Raw genomic sequence first — 16,913 nt, 5'->3', positions numbered from 1 at the left:
GATGGACGATTCGACCGCAACCGAACTGGCCGGCGACGGCGACGGCATCGAGCCGATCGCGATCGTCGGGCTCGCCGCCCGTCTGCCCGGCGCCGCCGACGTGAGCGAGTTCTGGCGCAACCTGGTCGACGGGGTGGAGTCGGTCACCGAACTCACCCGCGACGAGCAGATCGCCCGGGGCGCCTCGGCCGAGGAGGTGGACGACCCCGGCTGGGTCAACCGCGCGCCGCTCGTCGACGGGTACGACGAGTTCGACGCCGGCCTGTTCGGGATGACCTCCCGGGAGGCGGAGATCACCGACCCGCAGCACCGGCTGTTCCTGGAAACCTGCCACACAGCGCTGGAGGACGCGGGCTACGACCCGGGCCGGTACGACGGCGCGATCGGCGTGTACGCGGGCACCGGCGGCAACACCTACCTGCACCGGTACGTGCTGCGCAACAAGCGCGTCGGCGGCAGCCCGCACGGCGCCGTCTCCATCGCCACCGGCAACTCGCCGAACTACGTGGCCACGAACGTGTCGTACCGGCTGGACCTGCGCGGACCGAGCCTCACCGTGCACACCGCCTGCTCGACGTCGCTGGTGGCGTTCCACCTGGCCTGCGAGGCGCTGCGCAACGGCGAGTGCGACATGGCCCTCGCCGGTGGCGTCAACATCGAACTGCCGCACGTCGGCTACCTCGGCATGGACGGCTTCACCTCACCGGACGGCCGGTGCCGGCCGTTCGACGCCGGCGCGAACGGCACCGTCTGGGGCAGCGGCGTGGGCGTCACCCTGCTCAAGCGCCTCTCCGACGCGATCGCCGACGGCGACGCCATCCGTGCCGTGGTGCTCGGCAACGCCATCAACAACGACGGCGCCGGCAAGGTGGGCTTCACGGCCCCGAGCATCGACGGCCAGATGGAGGCCGTCGCCCAGGCCGTGGCAATGGCCGGCGTGGACCCGCGCACCATCAGCTACGTCGAGGCGCACGGCACCGGCACCGCCATGGGCGACCCGATCGAGGTGGGCGCGCTCTCCGCCGTGTACACGAAGGACACCGACGACCGGGGCTGGTGCGGCATCGGGTCGGTGAAGTCGAACATCGGCCACCTCAGCCAGCCGTCCGGCATCGTGAGCGTCATCAAGACGGTGCTCGCCATGGAGCACGGCCTGATCCCGCCGACGGTCAACTACGAGAGCCCGAACCCGGCGATCGAGTTCGCCGACACCCCGTTCTACGTGGCGAACACCCTCACCAAGTGGGACACCGACGGCGGTCCGCGCCGCGCCGGGGTCAGCTCCTTCGGCATCGGCGGCACCAACGCCCACGTGGTGCTGGAGCAGGCGCCCGCCGCGTACCGGGTGCCCCGCCGGGTGCGCCCGGCCCAGCTGCTGCACGTCTCGGCGCAGACCCCCACCGCGCTGGAGAGCGCGGTGCAGCGGCTCGCCGCGCACCTGACCGCCGCGGCCGACGCCGGGCCGGAGTACCTCGCTGACGTGGCGCACACCCTGCGGGTCGGCCGCCGGGAGTATCCGCACCGGGCCGCGGTGGTCGCCACCGACGTGCCGACGGCGGCCACCGCCCTCCTCGACCCCCGGCGCGGGCACCGGGGGTCGACCGACGGCCCGGCCCCGAGGCTGGCCTTCCTGTTCAGCGGGCAGGGCGCGCAGTACGCCGGGATGGGCGCCCAGCTCTACGCCGAGGAGCCCGCGTTCGCGGCCATCGTCGACGAGTGCGCCGAGCTGCTCCGTCCCGAGCTGGGGCTGGACATCCGCGACCTCGTCCTCGGCCGCGACCCGGAGGCGGGGGAGCGGCTCACCGAGACCCGCTACACCCAGCCCGCGCTCTTCGTGGTCGAGTACGCCCTGGCCCGGCTCTGGCAGGACGCCGGGGCGCGGCCGGCCGCGATGATCGGCCACTCGATCGGCGAGTACGTGGCCGCCACCGTGGCCGGCGTGCTGAGCCTCCCCGACGCGCTGCGGGTGGTCGCGGCCCGCGGTCGGCTCATGCAGTCCCTGCCGTCCGGCTCGATGCTCGCCGTCTCGCTCGACGAGAAGGCGATCGCGGAACGCCTGCCGGAGGGGCTGTCCATCGCCACCGTCAACGGCCCGGGCACCTGCGTGGTGGCCGGCGAGAGCGAGGCCGTCGCCGCCTTCGCCGAGCTGCTCAAGGGCAAGAGCAAGATGCTGCGCACCTCGCACGCGTTCCACTCGCCCATGATGGAGCCGATCCTGGACGACTTCACGGCGCTGATGGCGTCGGTGCCGCTGCGGGCGCCGTCGGTGCCGTTCCTGTCGAACGTGACCGGCGCCTGGATCACCGACGCGCAGGCCACCGACCCGGCGTACTGGGCGTCGCACCTGCGCCAGCCGGTCCGGTTCGGTGACTGCGTGGCCACCCTGCTCGCCGAGGGCACCTGGCAGCTCGTCGAGTGCGGGCCGGGGCGGCAGCTGGCCAACCTGGCCCGGATGCAGGTCGCCAAGGCATCGGCCGAGCAGCGCGGGCTCACCCCGCTGGGCAGCCTGCCGGGCCCCGGCGAGTCCACGGGCGACCTGGCCACCCTGCTCGGCACGGCCGCCGCCCTCTGGTGCGCCGGCGCGCCCGTACGGCTCGGCGCCGACCCGCAGGCGCGGCGGGTGCCGCTGCCCACCTACCCGTTCGAGCGGCGCCGCTACTGGGTCGACCCGGACCCGGAGCAGCCGCTGGCGGCGACGCCCGCGCAGACCGGTCCGCGCCCGCTGGCCGAGTGGTTCGCGGTGCCGGTCTGGCGGCAGGCCGCCCCGGAACCGCGTACCGAGCCGCTGGGCCGCTGCCTGGTCCTCACCGGTGGGCCGCGCGGGGACGCCCTGCTGGCCGGGCTGCGGGCCGCGGGAGCCGAGCCGGTCGAGGTACGCCCCGGCGACGCCTTCGCCGCGACGGAGGGCGGCTACCGGCTGCGCCCGGGGGCGCGGGAGGACTACGACGCCCTGGTCGCCGCGCTGGCCGCCGACGGTGTGCCGGCCCGGCTCGTGCACGCGTTCACCCTCGACGGCCCGGCCACGGGCACCGACATCGCGGCCACCTGGGCGGCCCAGGACCGCGGCTTCTTCAGCGCGCTGCACCTCGTGCAGGCGCTCGCCGGCGCCGGCCTGACCGCCGACGACGGCGGACTCCACCTCGACCTGGTCACCGCCGGCATCGGCGACGTACGCGGCGACGACCTGGTCCGCCCGGAGCACGCCACCCTCGCCGGACTGGCCCGGGTGCTCCCGGCCGAACTGCCCGGGCTGGCCGTCCGGCTGGTCGACGCCGACCCGGCCGACGACGGCGGGCGCGCCCTGGTGGCCGAACTGCGCCGCCCGCGGGACCCGCGGCGGGCCGAACTGGCGCTGCGCGGCGGACGCCGCTGGGTGGCCGACCACGAGCAGGTCACCCTCGACGCCGAGGGCGAGCCGGGCGCGCTGCGCGAGGGCGGCCGGTACGTCGTCACCGGCGGTCTGGGCGGTATCGGCATCACCCTGGCCGAGGACTTCGCCCGGCACGCCCGGGCCCGGCTCGTGCTGCTGTCCCGCTCGGGGCTGCCGCCGCGCGACCGGTGGGACGAGCACCTGGCCGTGCACGGCAGCGACGACCGGGCCGGGCGAGCGATCGCGGCGATCCGCCGGATGGAGGCCGCCGGCGCCGAGGTGCTGGTGCTCGCCGCCGACGTGACCGACCCGGCCGACCTGCGCCGGGTACGGGCGGCGACGGAGGAGGCGTACGGCGGGATCGACGGGATCGTGCACGCGGCCGGCCTGCCCGGTGGCGGCATGGCCGAGGTGAAGGAGCGGGCCGAGGCGGAGCGGGTGCTCGCGCCGAAGCTCGCGGGCACCCTGGCGCTGGCCCAGGTCTTCGGTGACCTCCCGCTGGACTTCGTGGTGCTCTGCTCGTCCATCACCGCGGTCATCGGCGGGTTCGGGCAGGTCGACTACTGCGCGGCCAACGCGTTCCTCGACGCGCACGCCCGGGCCGGCGCCGGCTGGCGGGCCCCCGTGCTGTCCCAGAACTGGGGCGGCTGGGCCGAGGTCGGCATGGCCGTGGAGACCGCGTCGCCGGCCGGCTTCCGCGCCGCCGGGCGGGACACCGTCACCACGACCGTCGACCACCCGGTACTCACCACCCGCGTCACCGGCCCGGACGGCACGGTGGTGCACGGCCTGGTCTCGGCCGCCACCCACTGGGTGCTCGACGAGCACCGCATCGGCGGCGTGCCGGTGGTGCCCGGCACCGCGCACCTGGAGTCGGTGCGGGCCGCGGTGGCCGCCGCGGTGCCCGCGCCCGCGGGTGACGCGGTCGTGGAGCTGCGCGACGTGGTGTTCCTGGAGCCGTTCGCGGTGCCGGACGGCACGGTGGCGCAGTACCGCGTGGAGCTGACCCCGACCGAGGACGGGGTGGACTTCGCCGTCCGGAGCCTCGCCGCCGGCCAGGAGCGCACCCACGTGCGCGGCGCGGCCGGCTGGACCGTCGAACCGGCGCCGCCGGCGCGGGAGGTGGCCGCCCCGGGCCGCCGGGTCGACGACGACGCGTCGTTCGGCCGGGGCCGGACCAGCATGCTGACGTTCGGCCCGCGCTGGAAGGCGCTGCGCGAGCACCACCTCGGCGACGGCGAGGAACTGGCCCGGATCGAGGCGCCCGCCGAGGCGGCCGGTGACCTGGCGTCGTGGGGTCTGCACCCGGCGCTGCTCGACGTGGCCACCGCGTTCGGCCGTGGCCAGGGCTCCGGCACGTACCTGCCGCTGTCGTACGGCCGGATCGTGGTGCGCGCGCCGCTGCCGGCCTCGTTCACGAGCCACCTGCGGCACCGGCCCAGCGCCACCGACGAGGTGGTGGCCGCGGACCTGAGCCTGCGCGACGAGGCTGGCCGGGAGCTGGTCGCCATCAGCGACTTCGTGTTGCGGCGCGTCGACCAGGGCGCGGTCACGGGCGGCCTGGCGGCCACGCCCGGCGGGACGGCCACGGAGTCCCCGGCCGGGCCGACCGAGGACATCCGGCCGGTCGACGGCGCCGAGGCGTTCCGCCGCAGCGTCAGCGCCGGCCTCGGCGCCCAGGTCGTGATCGCCACCCGCACGGTGGCCGACATCCGTGACCGGGCCGGCCGGGTGACCACGGAGAGCCTCGAGGAGGAGCCCGAGACGACGGCCGCGACCCCGTCGCTGACCGGCGGCGGATCGGCGGCGCCGCGCACCGACCTGGAGATCGCCATCGCCCAGGTCTGGCGGGACGCGCTCGGGGTCGCCGAGGTGGGGGTCGACGACGACTTCTTCTCCCTCGGCGGCAACTCCCTCGTCGCCGTGCAGCTCATCGCGGCGATGCGCAAGGCAACCGGCGTCCGGCTGCCGATGCGCAGCCTCTTCGAGACGCCCACGGTGGCCGGCCTCGCCGCCCGCATCGAGGAACTGCGGGCGGCCACGCCCGCCGCCGACGAGCCGGCGGCCCCCGCGACGATCCCCGCCATCCCGCGACTGCCGCGCGCCTGACCCCGAGAAACAGGAGAAGAGAGCATGAGCGACACGATCGCCACACTGCCGGTGGTCGTCGAGAACGACGGCCGCGACCTCACCGACCTCATCGCCGAGCGCCGGGCGGAGCTGCGCGCGGCGCTGGCCGAGCACGGCGGGCTGCTGTTCCGCGGCTTCGAGGTCGGCGGGGTGGACGGGTTCGACGCGGTGGTCCGCGCCCTGTCCGGCGAACCGCTCACATACACCGAGCGGTCCTCACCCCGGCACAGCATCAAGGGCCGGGTCTACACCTCGACGGACTACCCGCCGGACGAGGAGATCTTCCTGCACAACGAGAACTCGTACCAGGCCCGCTGGCCGCTGACCCTGTTCTTCTACTGCATCACCCCGCCGGAGACGCAGGGCGCCACGCCGCTGGCCGACGTGCGCCGCGTCTACCGGGAGATCGACCCGGCGGTGCGGGAGGAGTTCGTCCGGCGCCGGTGGATGCTGGTGCGCAACTTCCACGCCGACTTCGGCACGCCGTGGCAGCACGTGTTCAACACCGAGGACCGGGCCGAGGTCGAGGCGTACGCGGCGGCCAACCACATCGAGCTGGAGTGGCGCGGCAGGGACGGGCTGCGCACCCGGGCCGTGCGCGACGTGGTGCACCACCGCCCGGGCTCCGACACCCCGCGCTGGTTCAACCACGCGACGTTCTTCCACATCAGCACCCTTCCCAAGGACTACCAGGAGGGGCTGCTGGCCATGTTCGGCGCCGAGGAGCTGCCGTCGAACACCTACTACGGCGACGGCGGCGAGATCCCCGCCGACGTCATGGACCACCTGCGGGCCGCGTACCGGGCCGCGAGCGTCCGCTTCGACTACCAGCGCGACGACGTGCTGGTGGTCGACAACATGACGGCCGCGCACGGGCGCGAGCCGTTCACCGGCCCCCGCAAGATCGCGGTGGCGATGGCCGAGCCGCACACCCCCGAGAGCAACGGAGCACAGTGATGGCCGAATCCCGATTCCTGGTCGTCCGCAACGACGAGGAGCAGTACTCGATCTGGTCGGCCGACCGGGAGCTGCCGGCGGGCTGGCACGAGGCCGGGTTCGCCGGCACCCGCGAGGAGTGCCTCGCGCACATCGACACCGTGTGGACCGACATGCGTCCCCGCTCGGTACGGGAGGCCGTCTCATGACCCGCGAGTGGACCTTTCCCGCCTCGTTCGCCCAGGAGCGGGTGTGGATCGCCAACCAGCTCGACGCGGATTCGCCCGTCTACAACGTCTCCAACCCGTGGCGGTTCCCTGTCGGGACGACCAGCGCCCAGGCCACCGAGGTGTTCAACCGGGTGGTGGCCCGCCACGAGGCGCTGCGCACGTACCTGCGCGTCGACGACGGCGCGCTGGTGCAGGTGGTCCGCGAGGCCGAGCCGGTCGAGCTGCCCGAGATCGACCTGCGCGGCTTCGCCGGGGTCGAGCAGGTACGGCGGTTCGACGCCGAGCTGACCGCGCTGGCCCGTACGCCCATCCCGCTGGACGCCCCGCCGCTGTGGCGGGTGCGGCTGGCCCGGTTCGCCGACGACCAGGTGGCGCTGCTGTTCGTGGTGCATCACGCGGTGTTCGACAGCCACTCGGCGGTGCTCTTCACCGACGAGTTGGCCGCGTTCAGCCGGGAGGCGCTGAACGGCGCCCCCGCGGAGGTGGCCGAGCTGCCCATCCAGTACGCCGACTTCGCGGTCTGGCAGCGCGAGCAGCTGGCCGGCGCGGAGCTGGACCGGCAGCTCGCGTTCTGGCGCGCCCACCTGGCCGGCGCTCCCGCCGTGACCGGGCTGCCGCTGGACCGGCCCCGCCCGGCGCAGCTCGGCTTCGCCGGCGACGAGGTCCACTTCGCCCTGCCGGAGGGGCTGTTCGACCGTGTCGGCGAGGTGGCGGCCGGTGCCGCGGCCACGCCGTACATGGTGCTGCTGGCCGCGTTCGCGGCCCTGCTGTCCCGCGTCTCCGGTGACGAGGACGTGGTGGTCGGTGTCTCCACCGCGGGCCGGGACAATCCCGACCTGGCCCGGCTGATCGGCATGTTCGTCAACCCGGTGGCGCTGCGCTGCGACCTCGGCGGCGACCCCACCTTCGGGGAGCTGCTCGGGCGGGTCCGCGACGGGCTGGTCGACGCCATGGACCACGGGCAGACGCCGTTCCAGCGCATCGTCGAGGCGGTCGCGCCGCAGCGTGACCCGTCCGTGCAGCCGATCTTCCAGACCGCGTTGAACTTCATCCCGGACTCGGGGCTGGACCCGGTGGCGCTGGGCACCACGAAGGACGACCTGGCCTTCGACATCACCACCACGACCAGCCGGCTGGTCTACCGCACGGCGCTGTTCGACCGGGCCACCGCCGAGACGCTCGCCGCACGCTACGTCCGGCTCCTGGAGGCGGCCGTGGCCGAGACCGGGCAGCGGGTCTCCGCGCTGCCCCTGCTCGACGACGCCGAGCGGGAGCGGGTGCTGGGCACCTGGAACGACACCGCCCACGAGGTGCCGGCCACGACCGTGGTCGAGCAGGTGCAGCGGCAGGCGGCGGCCACCCCGGACGCCACCGCGCTGGTCCACGAGGGCGTCGCGCTGTCGTACGGCGACCTGAACGCCCGCGCCAACCGGCTCGCCCGGCTGCTCGTGGCCCGGGGCGCCGGCCCGGAGACCCGGGTGGCGCTGGCGTTGCCCCGCTCGGCGGAGCTGGTGGTGGCGATCCTCGCGGTGCTCAAGTCCGGTGCCGCGTACGTGCCGGTCGACACCGGCTACCCGGCGGGGCGGATCGCGTACCTGGTCGAGGACGCCGGGCCGGCGCTGGTGCTGGCCACGGCGGAGACCGGCGGTCTGGTCCCGGCCGGCGCGCTGGTGCTCGACGCCACCACGGCCGCCGGGCTGCCCGACACCGACCTGTCCGACGCCGACCGGCTCGCCCCGCTGCGCCCGGAGCACCCCGCGTACGTGCTCTACACGTCCGGTTCGACGGGCAAGCCCAAGGGCGTGGTCGTCGAGCACCGCGCGGTGGCCGCGTACCTGGCCTGGGCCCGGCACACCTACCCGGGACTCGCCGGCACCGCGCTGCTGCACTCGCCGGTGTCGTTCGACCTCACCGTGACGGGCCTGCTCGGCACGCTCACCGCCGGCGGCACCGTCCGGCTCGCCGCGTTCGACGACGCCGCGGCCCGCGCGGGCGGGCGTCCGTCGTTCCTCAAGGTCACCCCGAGCCACCTGCCGCTGCTGGAGCCCGAGCTGTCGCCCACCTCCGACCTGGTGGTCGGCGGGGAGGCACTCACCGGCGAGCAGCTGGCCGGCTGGCGGGCCGGGCACGAGGACGTGGCGGTAATCAACGAGTACGGTCCGACCGAGGCGACCGTCGGCTGCGTGGCGGCCCGGTTCGCGCCGGGGAAGGCCGTGCCGGCCGGGCCCGTGCCCATCGGCCGCCCCACCTGGAACACCCGCGCCTACCTGCTCGACGCGGCGCTGAATCCGGTGCCGCCGGGCGTGGTGGGTGAGCTGTACGTGGCCGGCGCGCAGCTGGCCCGGGGCTACCTGGGCCGGCCCGGCCTCACCGCCGAGCGCTTCCTGCCCTGCCCGTACGGGGAGCCGGGGCGGCGCATGTACCGCACCGGCGACCTGGCCCGCTGGCGGGCCGACGGGACGCTGGAGTACCTGGGCCGCCGCGACAACCAGGTGAAGGTCCGGGGCATGCGGATCGAGCTCGGCGAGATCGAGTCGGCCCTGCTCGCCCGGCCGGACGTGCGGGAGGCCGCCGTCGTGGTCCGCACCGACTCCGGCGAGCCGGACCTGGTCGGCTACCTGGTCGGCACCGCCGACCCGGCGAGCCTCGCCACGGACCTGGCCCGGGAGCTTCCCGCGCACCTGGTGCCGTCCGCGTTCGTCCGGCTGGACGCCCTGCCGCTCACGCCGAACGGCAAGCTGGACGTCGCGGCGCTGCCCGCCCCGGTGCCGGCCGCCGCGGCCGACGACGGCTTCGTCGCCCCGCGCACCGAGGCCGAGGCGCTGGTCGCCGAGGTCTACGCCGAGATCCTCCAGGTGGAGAAGGTGGGCGCGCTGGACGACTTCTTCGCCCTCGGCGGCAACTCGCTGCGGGGCATGCGGGCGATGGCCCGCATCCGCGCCGAGGTCGAGGTGGAGCTGCCGATGCGGGCCCTGTTCAGCAGCCCGGTGGTGGCCGACCTGGCCGCCCAGATCGAGCAGCGCATCGCCGCCGAACTGGACGGGCTCTCCGACACCGAGGTCGCCGCGCTGCTCGCGGCGGAGAAGGACGACCCCTCATGACCGACCTGAAGGACCCGGCCCGGGACGCCGCCCGGCAGGCCCTCATCGCGCAGCGGCTGCGGCGGCGGCAGGCCGCCGCGTCCGCGGCGCGGATCACCCCGCGCCCGGCCGACGCCGAGGTGCCGCTGTCGTACGCCCAGGAGCGGGTCTGGTTCATGGACCAGCTCGCGCCGGGCGAGGCGGCGTACCACATCGCGGTGCCGCTGCGGGTGCGCGGCCCGTTGGACGTGCCGACGCTGCGCGCGGCTCTCGACGGGCTGACCCGGCGGCACGAGTCGCTGCGTACCCGCTTCCCGGCGGACGCCGACGGCCGGCCGACGGCCGTCATCGAGGAGACGGTGGCCGTTCCCCTGACCATCGTGGACGCCGCCGACACCGATGCCGCGCAGGAGCTGGTGGAGGCCGCCGCCGCCGAGCCGTTCGACCTGGCCCGCGGGCCGCTGCTGCGTGCCCTGCTGATCCGCCTCGCCCCTGACGAGCACGTGCTCTTCCTCGGCAAGCACCACATCGTCGGGGACGGCTGGTCGGTGGACGTGCTGCTGCGCGACCTCATCACCCTCTACCGCGGCGGCGAGCCGCCCGCCCTGCCCGTGCAGTACGGCGACTTCGCGCTCTGGGAGGCCCGGGAACTGGCCGGGCCCGCCGCCCAGGGGCACCTGGAGTGGTGGAAGCAGCGGCTGTCCGGGATCACGCCGCTGGAGCTGCCACTGGACCTGCCCCGCCCCGCCACCCAGACCTACCGGGGCGACTTCGTCGAGTTCACCCTCGACAGGGCGACCACCGACGGGCTCAACGCGCTGACCCGCGCCCACGGCGGCACCCTGTTCATGACGCTGCTGGCGGCGTACCAGGTCTTCCTCTCCCGCCACGCCGGGCAGGACGACTTCGCGGTGGGCGCCTCGGTCGCCGGCCGCTCCGCACCGGAGCTGGAGAACGTGGTCGGCATGTTCATCAACATGCTGCCGCTGCGCGCCGAGCTGGCCGGTGACCCGACGTTCACCGAGCTGCTGGAGCGTACGCGGCGCAGCGTGCTCGACGCGCTGGAGCACGGTGACGTGCCGTTCGCCCGGGTGGTGCACGAGCTGGGGCTGCCCCGCGACGTGAGCCGGTCGCCGGTGTTCCAGGCCATGTTCGTGCTCCAGAACTACGACATGGGCCGGTACGCCGAGGTGCCGGGCACCAGCGACGTGGAGTTCGACTGGAAGCCCATGGAGCTGCGCGCCACCCGGTTCGACTTCGAACTGCACGCGGTGGAGACCGTCGACGGGCTCTGGGGCAAGCTGGTGTTCAACACCGACCTGTTCACCCGGGACACCGTGGAACGCATGGCCGGCCGGCTCGGCGCGCTGCTGCGGGCCGTGGTGGCCGCGCCCGACACCCCGGTCTCCGCCCTGGCGCTGCTGGCGCCGGACGAGCGGGCCCTGCTGGCCGCCTGGAACGACACGGCGGCCGACTTCCCGCGTACGCAGACCCTGCACGGGCCCGTCGAGGAGCGGGCGGTCCGCACCCCGGACGCGGTCGCACTGCGCTTCGAGGACCGGTCGGTGACGTACGCCGAGCTGAACACCGCCGCGAACCGGATCGCCCACCGGCTGCGCGCCGCCGGCGTGGGCCCGGAAACCCTCGTCGGCGTCTGCGCGGAACGGTCGGTGGAGCTGGTCGCCGGCCTGCTCGGCGTGCTGAAGGCGGGCGGCGCCTACCTTCCGCTCGATCCGGAGTACCCGGCCGACCGGCTCGCGTTCATGGTCACCGACGCGGCCGCGCCCGTGGTGCTCGTGCAGGAGCACCTGCGCGACGTGCTGCCGGACACGGGCGCCACGGTGCTGGCCCTGGACGACGCGGGCGTCTGGGCCGACCAGCCGGTGACCGACCCGACGCCGGTGGCCGATCCGGAGCACCTCGCGTACGTCATCTACACCTCCGGCTCCACCGGCCGACCGAAGGGTGTGCCGAACACCCACCGGGGCATCGTGAACCGGCTCGACTGGATGCAGAAGACCTACCGCATCGGCCCGGCCGACGCGGTGCTCCAGAAGACGCCGGCCAGCTTCGACGTGTCGGTGTGGGAGTTCTTCTGGCCGCTGCGGGAGGGCGCCCGCCTGGTGCTGGCGAAGCCCGGCGGCCACAAGGACGCCGGCTACCTGCGGGACCTGCTGGTCACCGAGGCGGTTACGACCGCCCACTTCGTCCCGTCCATGCTGACCGTGTTCCTCGCCGAGGACGGTGTCGAGGCGGCGACGGCGCTGCGCCGGGTGATCTGCTCGGGTGAGGAGCTGCCGCTGGCCACCGCCACCGACTTCACCGTCCGACTGCCCTGGTGTGGGCTGCACAACCTGTACGGCCCGACGGAGGCCGCCATCGACGTCAGCTCCTGGCACTGCGATCCGGAGCTGCTGGCCGGCCTCACCAGCGTGCCGATCGGCGCGCCGATCGCGAACCTGCGGCTGCACGTGCTCGACGCGGCCGGCAACGAGTGCCCGGTCGGGGTCGCCGGCGAGCTGCACATCGGGGGCGTCGGCCTGGCCCGCGGCTACCACCGCCGGCCGGCGCTGACCGCCGAGCGGTTCGTGCCGGACCCGTTCTCCGGGGAGCCGGGCAGCCGGCTCTACCGCACCGGCGACCTGGCCCGGTGGCGGATCGCACCCGGCGCCGCGACCGGCGGCCGGCCGTCGGGAGTCATCGAGTTCCTGGGGCGCATCGACCACCAGGTGAAGCTCCGCGGCCTGCGTATCGAGCTGGGCGAGATCGAGAGCGCGTTGCGCGACCAGCCCGGGGTGACCGAGGCCGCCGTCATCGTCCGGGAGGACACGCCCGGCGACAAGCGGCTGACCGCGTACCTGGTGGGCGCGGCCGAGCACGCCGACGTGAAGGCGGCGCTCAAGGAGACGCTGCCCGAGTACATGGTGCCGGCGGCGTTCGTCACCCTCGACGCGCTGCCGCTCAGCCCGAACGGGAAGCTGGACCGCAGGGCGCTGCCCGCGCCGGTCGTCACCCGCGCGGCGTCGGTGGCGCTCGTCGAGCCGCGCGACGACACGGAACGGCTGCTGGCCGGGATCTGGTCGGAGGTGCTGGGCGTGCCGACGCTCGGCATCGACGACGACTTCTTCGACCTCGGCGGCCACTCCATGCTCGCCACCCAGGTGGTCGCGAAGATCCGCAAGGCCGGGCACGGCGGCCGTCCGGTCGGCGTCATGGACCTGTTCCAGCAGCGCACGATCCGGGAGCTGGCGGCCTTCATGTCGGGCGCGGCCGGCGAGGAGGGGCCGCGCCGGCTGCTGTACGAGCTCACCAAGCCGATCCCGGCGGCGCAGCGCGTCGTGTCGTACGTCTGCGTGCCGTACGGCGGTGGCAGCGCCATCGTCTACCAGCCGCTCGCCGACGCGCTGCCGGCCGGGCACGCGCTGTGGTCGCTGGCCATCCCCGGTCACGACGTGGGGCTCAGCGAGGACGCGCTGCCGTTCGACGAGCTGACCACGCGGGTGGCCGAGGAGATCCTGGAGCGCGTCGAGGGCCCGCTCGTGCTCTACGGCCACTGCGGGGTGGGCAGCGCGATCGTCACCGAGGTGGCCCGCAAGGTGGAGGCCGCCGGCCGCGAGCTGGACGCGCTCTACATCGGCGCGATGTTCCCCTTCGCGCGCCCGAAGGGTCTGTTCGCGGCGGTCCGCGCCCGGCTGGAGAAGCTGCGCAGCAACAAGCACTACGCGAGCTGGCTCAAGTCGATGGGCGTCGACACCGACGAGCTGGATCCGGAGCAGGCGGACCGGATCATCAGCAACATGCGGGCCGACTCCCGCGCCTCGGAGGAGTACTTCACGGGGCTGCTCGACCGCCGGGCCACGAAGCTGCGGGCGCCGATCGTGTCGGTGGTCGGCTCCGAGGACCCGGTGACCGACTACTACACCGAGCGGTACACCGAGTGGCAGTTCCTCAGCGACACGCTGGCGCTCGTGGTGCTGGACCAGGCGGGGCACTTCTTCCTGAAGTACCGGGCCGACGAGCTCACCGAGATCGTCACCCGCACGCACCGGGCCGTGGCCGACGGCGACGTGGCGGAGCTGACCCGCGAGGCGCGGGGCGAGGACGCCGGCTGGGCCGTGCACGACACCCTGCGTGTCGGCGCGGACGAGCGGCCGAGGCGGGACGCGGTCAAGCCGAGCATGGCCCGCTTCGTGGCGGTGACCGCCGGGCAGCTGGTCTCCAGCACCGGCTCGGCGCTCACCGCGTTCGCGCTGCCCATCTGGTTGTTCACGCAGACCGGGTCGGTGGCCGACCTGGGGATGCTCTGGGCCCTCGCCCTGATCTGCGGTGTGCTGATGCTGCCGGTGGCCGGGGCGATCACCGACCGGGTCAGCCGCCGGAAGATCATGATGATCGCCAGCAGCAGCGCCGGCTCGATCCAGGTGGTGCTCGCCGCGCTGCTCTGGACCGACAACCTGGCGCTGTGGCACATCTACGGTCTCGTGGCGCTGAGCCAGGTGGCCGGGTCGTTCCAGCGGATCGCGTTCCAGTCGGCCGTTCCGCAGCTGGTGCCGAAGCGCTACCTCGGCCACGCCATGGGCATCACGCAGCTCTCCAACGGCTTCGCCATGCTGCTCATGCCGGTCTTCGCGGCCGGCCTGCTCGCCGCCATCGAGCTGAAGGGCATCCTGCTGCTCGACGTGGCCAGCTACCTCGTGGCGGTGCTCACCCTGGCCGTGGTCCGCTTCCCGGACTCGCTGGGCTGGCGCCCGCGGGAGCGGCTGCTGGTGGCGATCGCCAACGGGCTGCGCTACTCCTGGCAGCACCGCGGGTTCCGGCTGATGCTCGGCTACTTCGCGCTGGGCAACATCTTCCTGGCGCCCGCCCTGGTGCTCACCACGCCGCTGGTGCTGTCGTTCGGCACCGCGACCCAGGTGGCCCAGGTGGCGCTCGCGGAGGCGTTCGGGGCGGTGGCCGGCGGCGTGCTCATGTCGGTCTGGGGCGGCCCCCGGCACCGCCGGATGATCGGCGTGCTGATCGGCAACCTGGGCACCGCGATCGGGTGCGTCCTCATCGGCCTGGACGCCTCGGTGGCGATGATCTGCGTCGGGGCGTTCTGGCTGGCCATGGCGATGACCACCGCGCAGTCGATCTACGCGACGATCGTGCAGGTCAAGGTGCCGCAGCGCTTCCACGGCCGGGTGTTCAGCCTCAACCAGACCATCTCCTGGTCGACCCTGCCGATCGGGTTCGCGCTGCTGGCCCCGGCGACCACCAGCCTCTTCGAGCCGATGCTCGCCCCGGGCGGCGCCCTGGCCGACTCGGTGGGCGCGGTGATCGGCACCGGACCGGGCCGGGGGATCGGTTTCGCGTACGTCTGCTTCGGCGCGGCGCTGGTCCTCATCACCCTCGGCGGCTTCGCGATCCGGCTGCTGCGGCGTTTCGACATCGAGGTCGAAGACTCGCTGCCGGACGACCTGATCGGCGCCCAGGAGCGGGAGCGGCGTCTCGCCGCCCGCGCGGCCGAGCGGGAGGCGGAGAAGGTGCCGGTCGCCGTGTGAGCGGGAGCCTCCGGTCACCCGGGGCGGACGGGGCCGTCGGGTGACCGGGGGCGGGCGGGGTCTCCGGGTGACCGGGGGCCCCGACCCGAGCGCCGAGCCGAGCCCGGCGGAGGCCACTACTTCCCGGATGTTGCGCCCTCAGTGCCGGTGGGAGGGCACTACTTCAGGGAAGTCGTGCCGATTCTGGTGCAGGTCTGGCGCGCAGGCCACTGTCAGAAGGCGGTGGGCGGATCGGCGAGGTCCGCCTCCGGCAGCTCCGACGGCTCCGCCACCCACGCCGAGTAGACCGGCAGGCCGTGCCAGGGCCCGGCCGGCAGACCGTCGCGGGTGTCGGTGGTCACCGCCACGACGGCGTACGGGTGACCGAAGCGCAGCTCGGCGATGCGGGCGACACCCTCGGGCGGAAGCCCGGTCGCCGCCGCGAACGCGGTCACCGCGGCGGCCTCGAAGCCGTACCGGCCGTAGCGGGCCGTCGCGGCCTGGGCGGCCTCGTAACGCAGGGCGGGCATGCCCATCAGCTCGCCGAGGGCGCGCGCGGCCGCACCGAAGCCGAACGCGGGGTCGGTCAGGTCGTGCCGGCTCTCGGCCGACCAGCACGGCAGCACCGCGCTGAACCGTTCCTCCCGGCCGCCGTACGTCCGCGTCGGCTCCTCCCGCAGCGTCCACAGCGCGGTGTCGCCGAGCGGCAGGTCGTAGAGCGAACGGCGCCCGGTCGGGCCGCCGGGCAGGGACGCGGCCGCCTCGCCCGCCACCTCGTACGCGGCGGCGAGGACGTCGGCGGCGGGCACGCCCGGCTCCGCCGCCACCGAGACGACCAGCATCCCGGCCTCCCGGCCGTCGACGGTCTCCGACCGGACCGGCGCGGCGTGCACGGCCACGTCGCCGGCGCGCCCGGTGCCCGCGATCCAGCAGCGGTGGCCGTGCCACGGCGTACGCAGCGCGTGCCGCACACGGCCCGCCCACGCGCCGCGGCCGAGCGCGTCGCCGGACGCGACCTGGAACGGGTCCACCCACGAGACCCGGGTGGCCAGCGCGGTCGCCAGGATCAGGACCGTCTCCGGCGACACCGTGAGCGGGAACCTCTCGATTAGGCCGAGGGTGTGCTCGCGCGCCCACGCGTCGAGCGCCGGCTGGTCCGGCAGGGGGCCGGTCGCGGTGCTCTCCGGCAGCGTGGCCCGCCACCCGGCGAGGCCCTCGGCGGCGGACCGCTCCCACAGGGCGCTCGCCGACGCCACGAGCGGGTGCGGCGCCGACAGCAGGGCGCGCGCCGTGTCGGCGGCCCGGGCCGCGTCCGTGCCCAGCGCCTCCTCCATCTCCGCGCGGGCGGCGCCGGCGGCGGCCGGCGCGACGAGGGCCAGCAGCAGCCACGCGCCCAGGGGCGAGGCCACGTGGTGCCCGCCGCCGACGAGGCCGTGCACCCGCTCCGCGTATCGGGCCACCGGCCCGCTGAGAACCATCACCGCTCCACTGTGCCCGCTGACCGCGCGGACGTCAGCCCCGACGCGTCCTCCGGCTCGCCGGCGGCCCGGCGACGGGACACATCACATCGAAATATTTCACTATCATCTGCCTCGCCCCTGATTCACCGACAGACGGAGGGAACGCATGCGCATCCATGCGCGATGGC

The 16,913-nt window shown here is 74.6% G+C and carries 6 protein-coding genes; 5 read left to right on the top strand and 1 reads right to left on the bottom strand.

Annotation, left to right across the window (positions count from 1 at the left end; all coding sequences use genetic code 11):
• Position 1 precedes the first annotated feature (1 nt).
• The 5 genes from D7193_RS31125 to D7193_RS31105 are packed head-to-tail and all read left to right on the top strand — an operon-like array spanning position 2 to position 15,286.
• Positions 2 to 5,479 carry a type I polyketide synthase gene (locus tag D7193_RS31125; RefSeq protein ID WP_120783241.1) on the top strand — a complete coding sequence of 1,826 codons (5,478 nt, stop codon included), beginning with the start codon at positions 2 to 4 and terminating at the stop codon, positions 5,477 to 5,479.
• A gap of 24 nt (positions 5,480 to 5,503) precedes the next feature.
• Positions 5,504 to 6,457 carry a TauD/TfdA family dioxygenase gene (locus D7193_RS31120; protein WP_120783240.1) on the top strand — a complete coding sequence of 318 codons (954 nt, stop codon included), beginning with the start codon at positions 5,504 to 5,506 and terminating at the stop codon, positions 6,455 to 6,457.
• The gene (locus tag D7193_RS31115; protein WP_120783239.1) at positions 6,457 to 6,645 is read left to right on the top strand and encodes an MbtH family protein; all 189 of its coding nucleotides are present in this window, start codon (positions 6,457 to 6,459) and stop codon (positions 6,643 to 6,645) included. The genes D7193_RS31120 and D7193_RS31115 overlap by 1 nt, the downstream gene beginning before the upstream one ends.
• On the top strand, positions 6,642 to 9,767 hold the full coding sequence (locus D7193_RS31110; RefSeq protein WP_120783238.1) for a non-ribosomal peptide synthetase: 3,126 nt from the start codon (positions 6,642 to 6,644) through the stop codon (positions 9,765 to 9,767). The genes D7193_RS31115 and D7193_RS31110 overlap by 4 nt, the downstream gene beginning before the upstream one ends.
• Complete coding sequence (locus D7193_RS31105; protein ID WP_120783237.1) at positions 9,764 to 15,286, top strand: non-ribosomal peptide synthetase/MFS transporter; 5,523 nt, start codon at positions 9,764 to 9,766, stop codon at positions 15,284 to 15,286. The genes D7193_RS31110 and D7193_RS31105 overlap by 4 nt, the downstream gene beginning before the upstream one ends.
• A 212-nt stretch (positions 15,287 to 15,498) precedes the next feature.
• Here D7193_RS31105 and D7193_RS31100 read toward each other — a convergent pair whose 3' ends face one another.
• Positions 15,499 to 16,743 (bottom strand): hypothetical protein, encoded by a 1,245-nt coding sequence (locus tag D7193_RS31100; RefSeq protein WP_120783236.1) that lies wholly within the window; start codon positions 16,741 to 16,743, stop codon positions 15,499 to 15,501.
• Positions 16,744 to 16,913: the final 170 nt, after the last annotated feature.

The organism is Micromonospora costi (genome assembly GCF_003626655.1).
Taxonomy (GTDB): Bacteria; Actinomycetota; Actinomycetes; order Mycobacteriales; family Micromonosporaceae; genus Micromonospora; species Micromonospora costi.
This window is presented reverse-complemented; position numbering and strand designations above follow the sequence as displayed.

Excerpts from the sequence above, each read along its gene's own strand:
- D7193_RS31125 (WP_120783241.1), top strand. The coding sequence starts at position 2 with ATGGACGATTCGACCGCAACCGAACTGGCCGGCGACGGCGACGGCATC.
- D7193_RS31120 (WP_120783240.1), top strand. The coding sequence starts at position 5,504 with ATGAGCGACACGATCGCCACACTGCCGGTGGTCGTCGAGAACGACGGC.
- D7193_RS31115 (WP_120783239.1), top strand. The coding sequence starts at position 6,457 with ATGGCCGAATCCCGATTCCTGGTCGTCCGCAACGACGAGGAGCAGTAC.
- D7193_RS31110 (WP_120783238.1), top strand. The coding sequence starts at position 6,642 with ATGACCCGCGAGTGGACCTTTCCCGCCTCGTTCGCCCAGGAGCGGGTG.
- D7193_RS31105 (WP_120783237.1), top strand. The coding sequence starts at position 9,764 with ATGACCGACCTGAAGGACCCGGCCCGGGACGCCGCCCGGCAGGCCCTC.
- D7193_RS31100 (WP_120783236.1), bottom strand. The coding sequence starts at position 16,743 with ATGGTTCTCAGCGGGCCGGTGGCCCGATACGCGGAGCGGGTGCACGGC.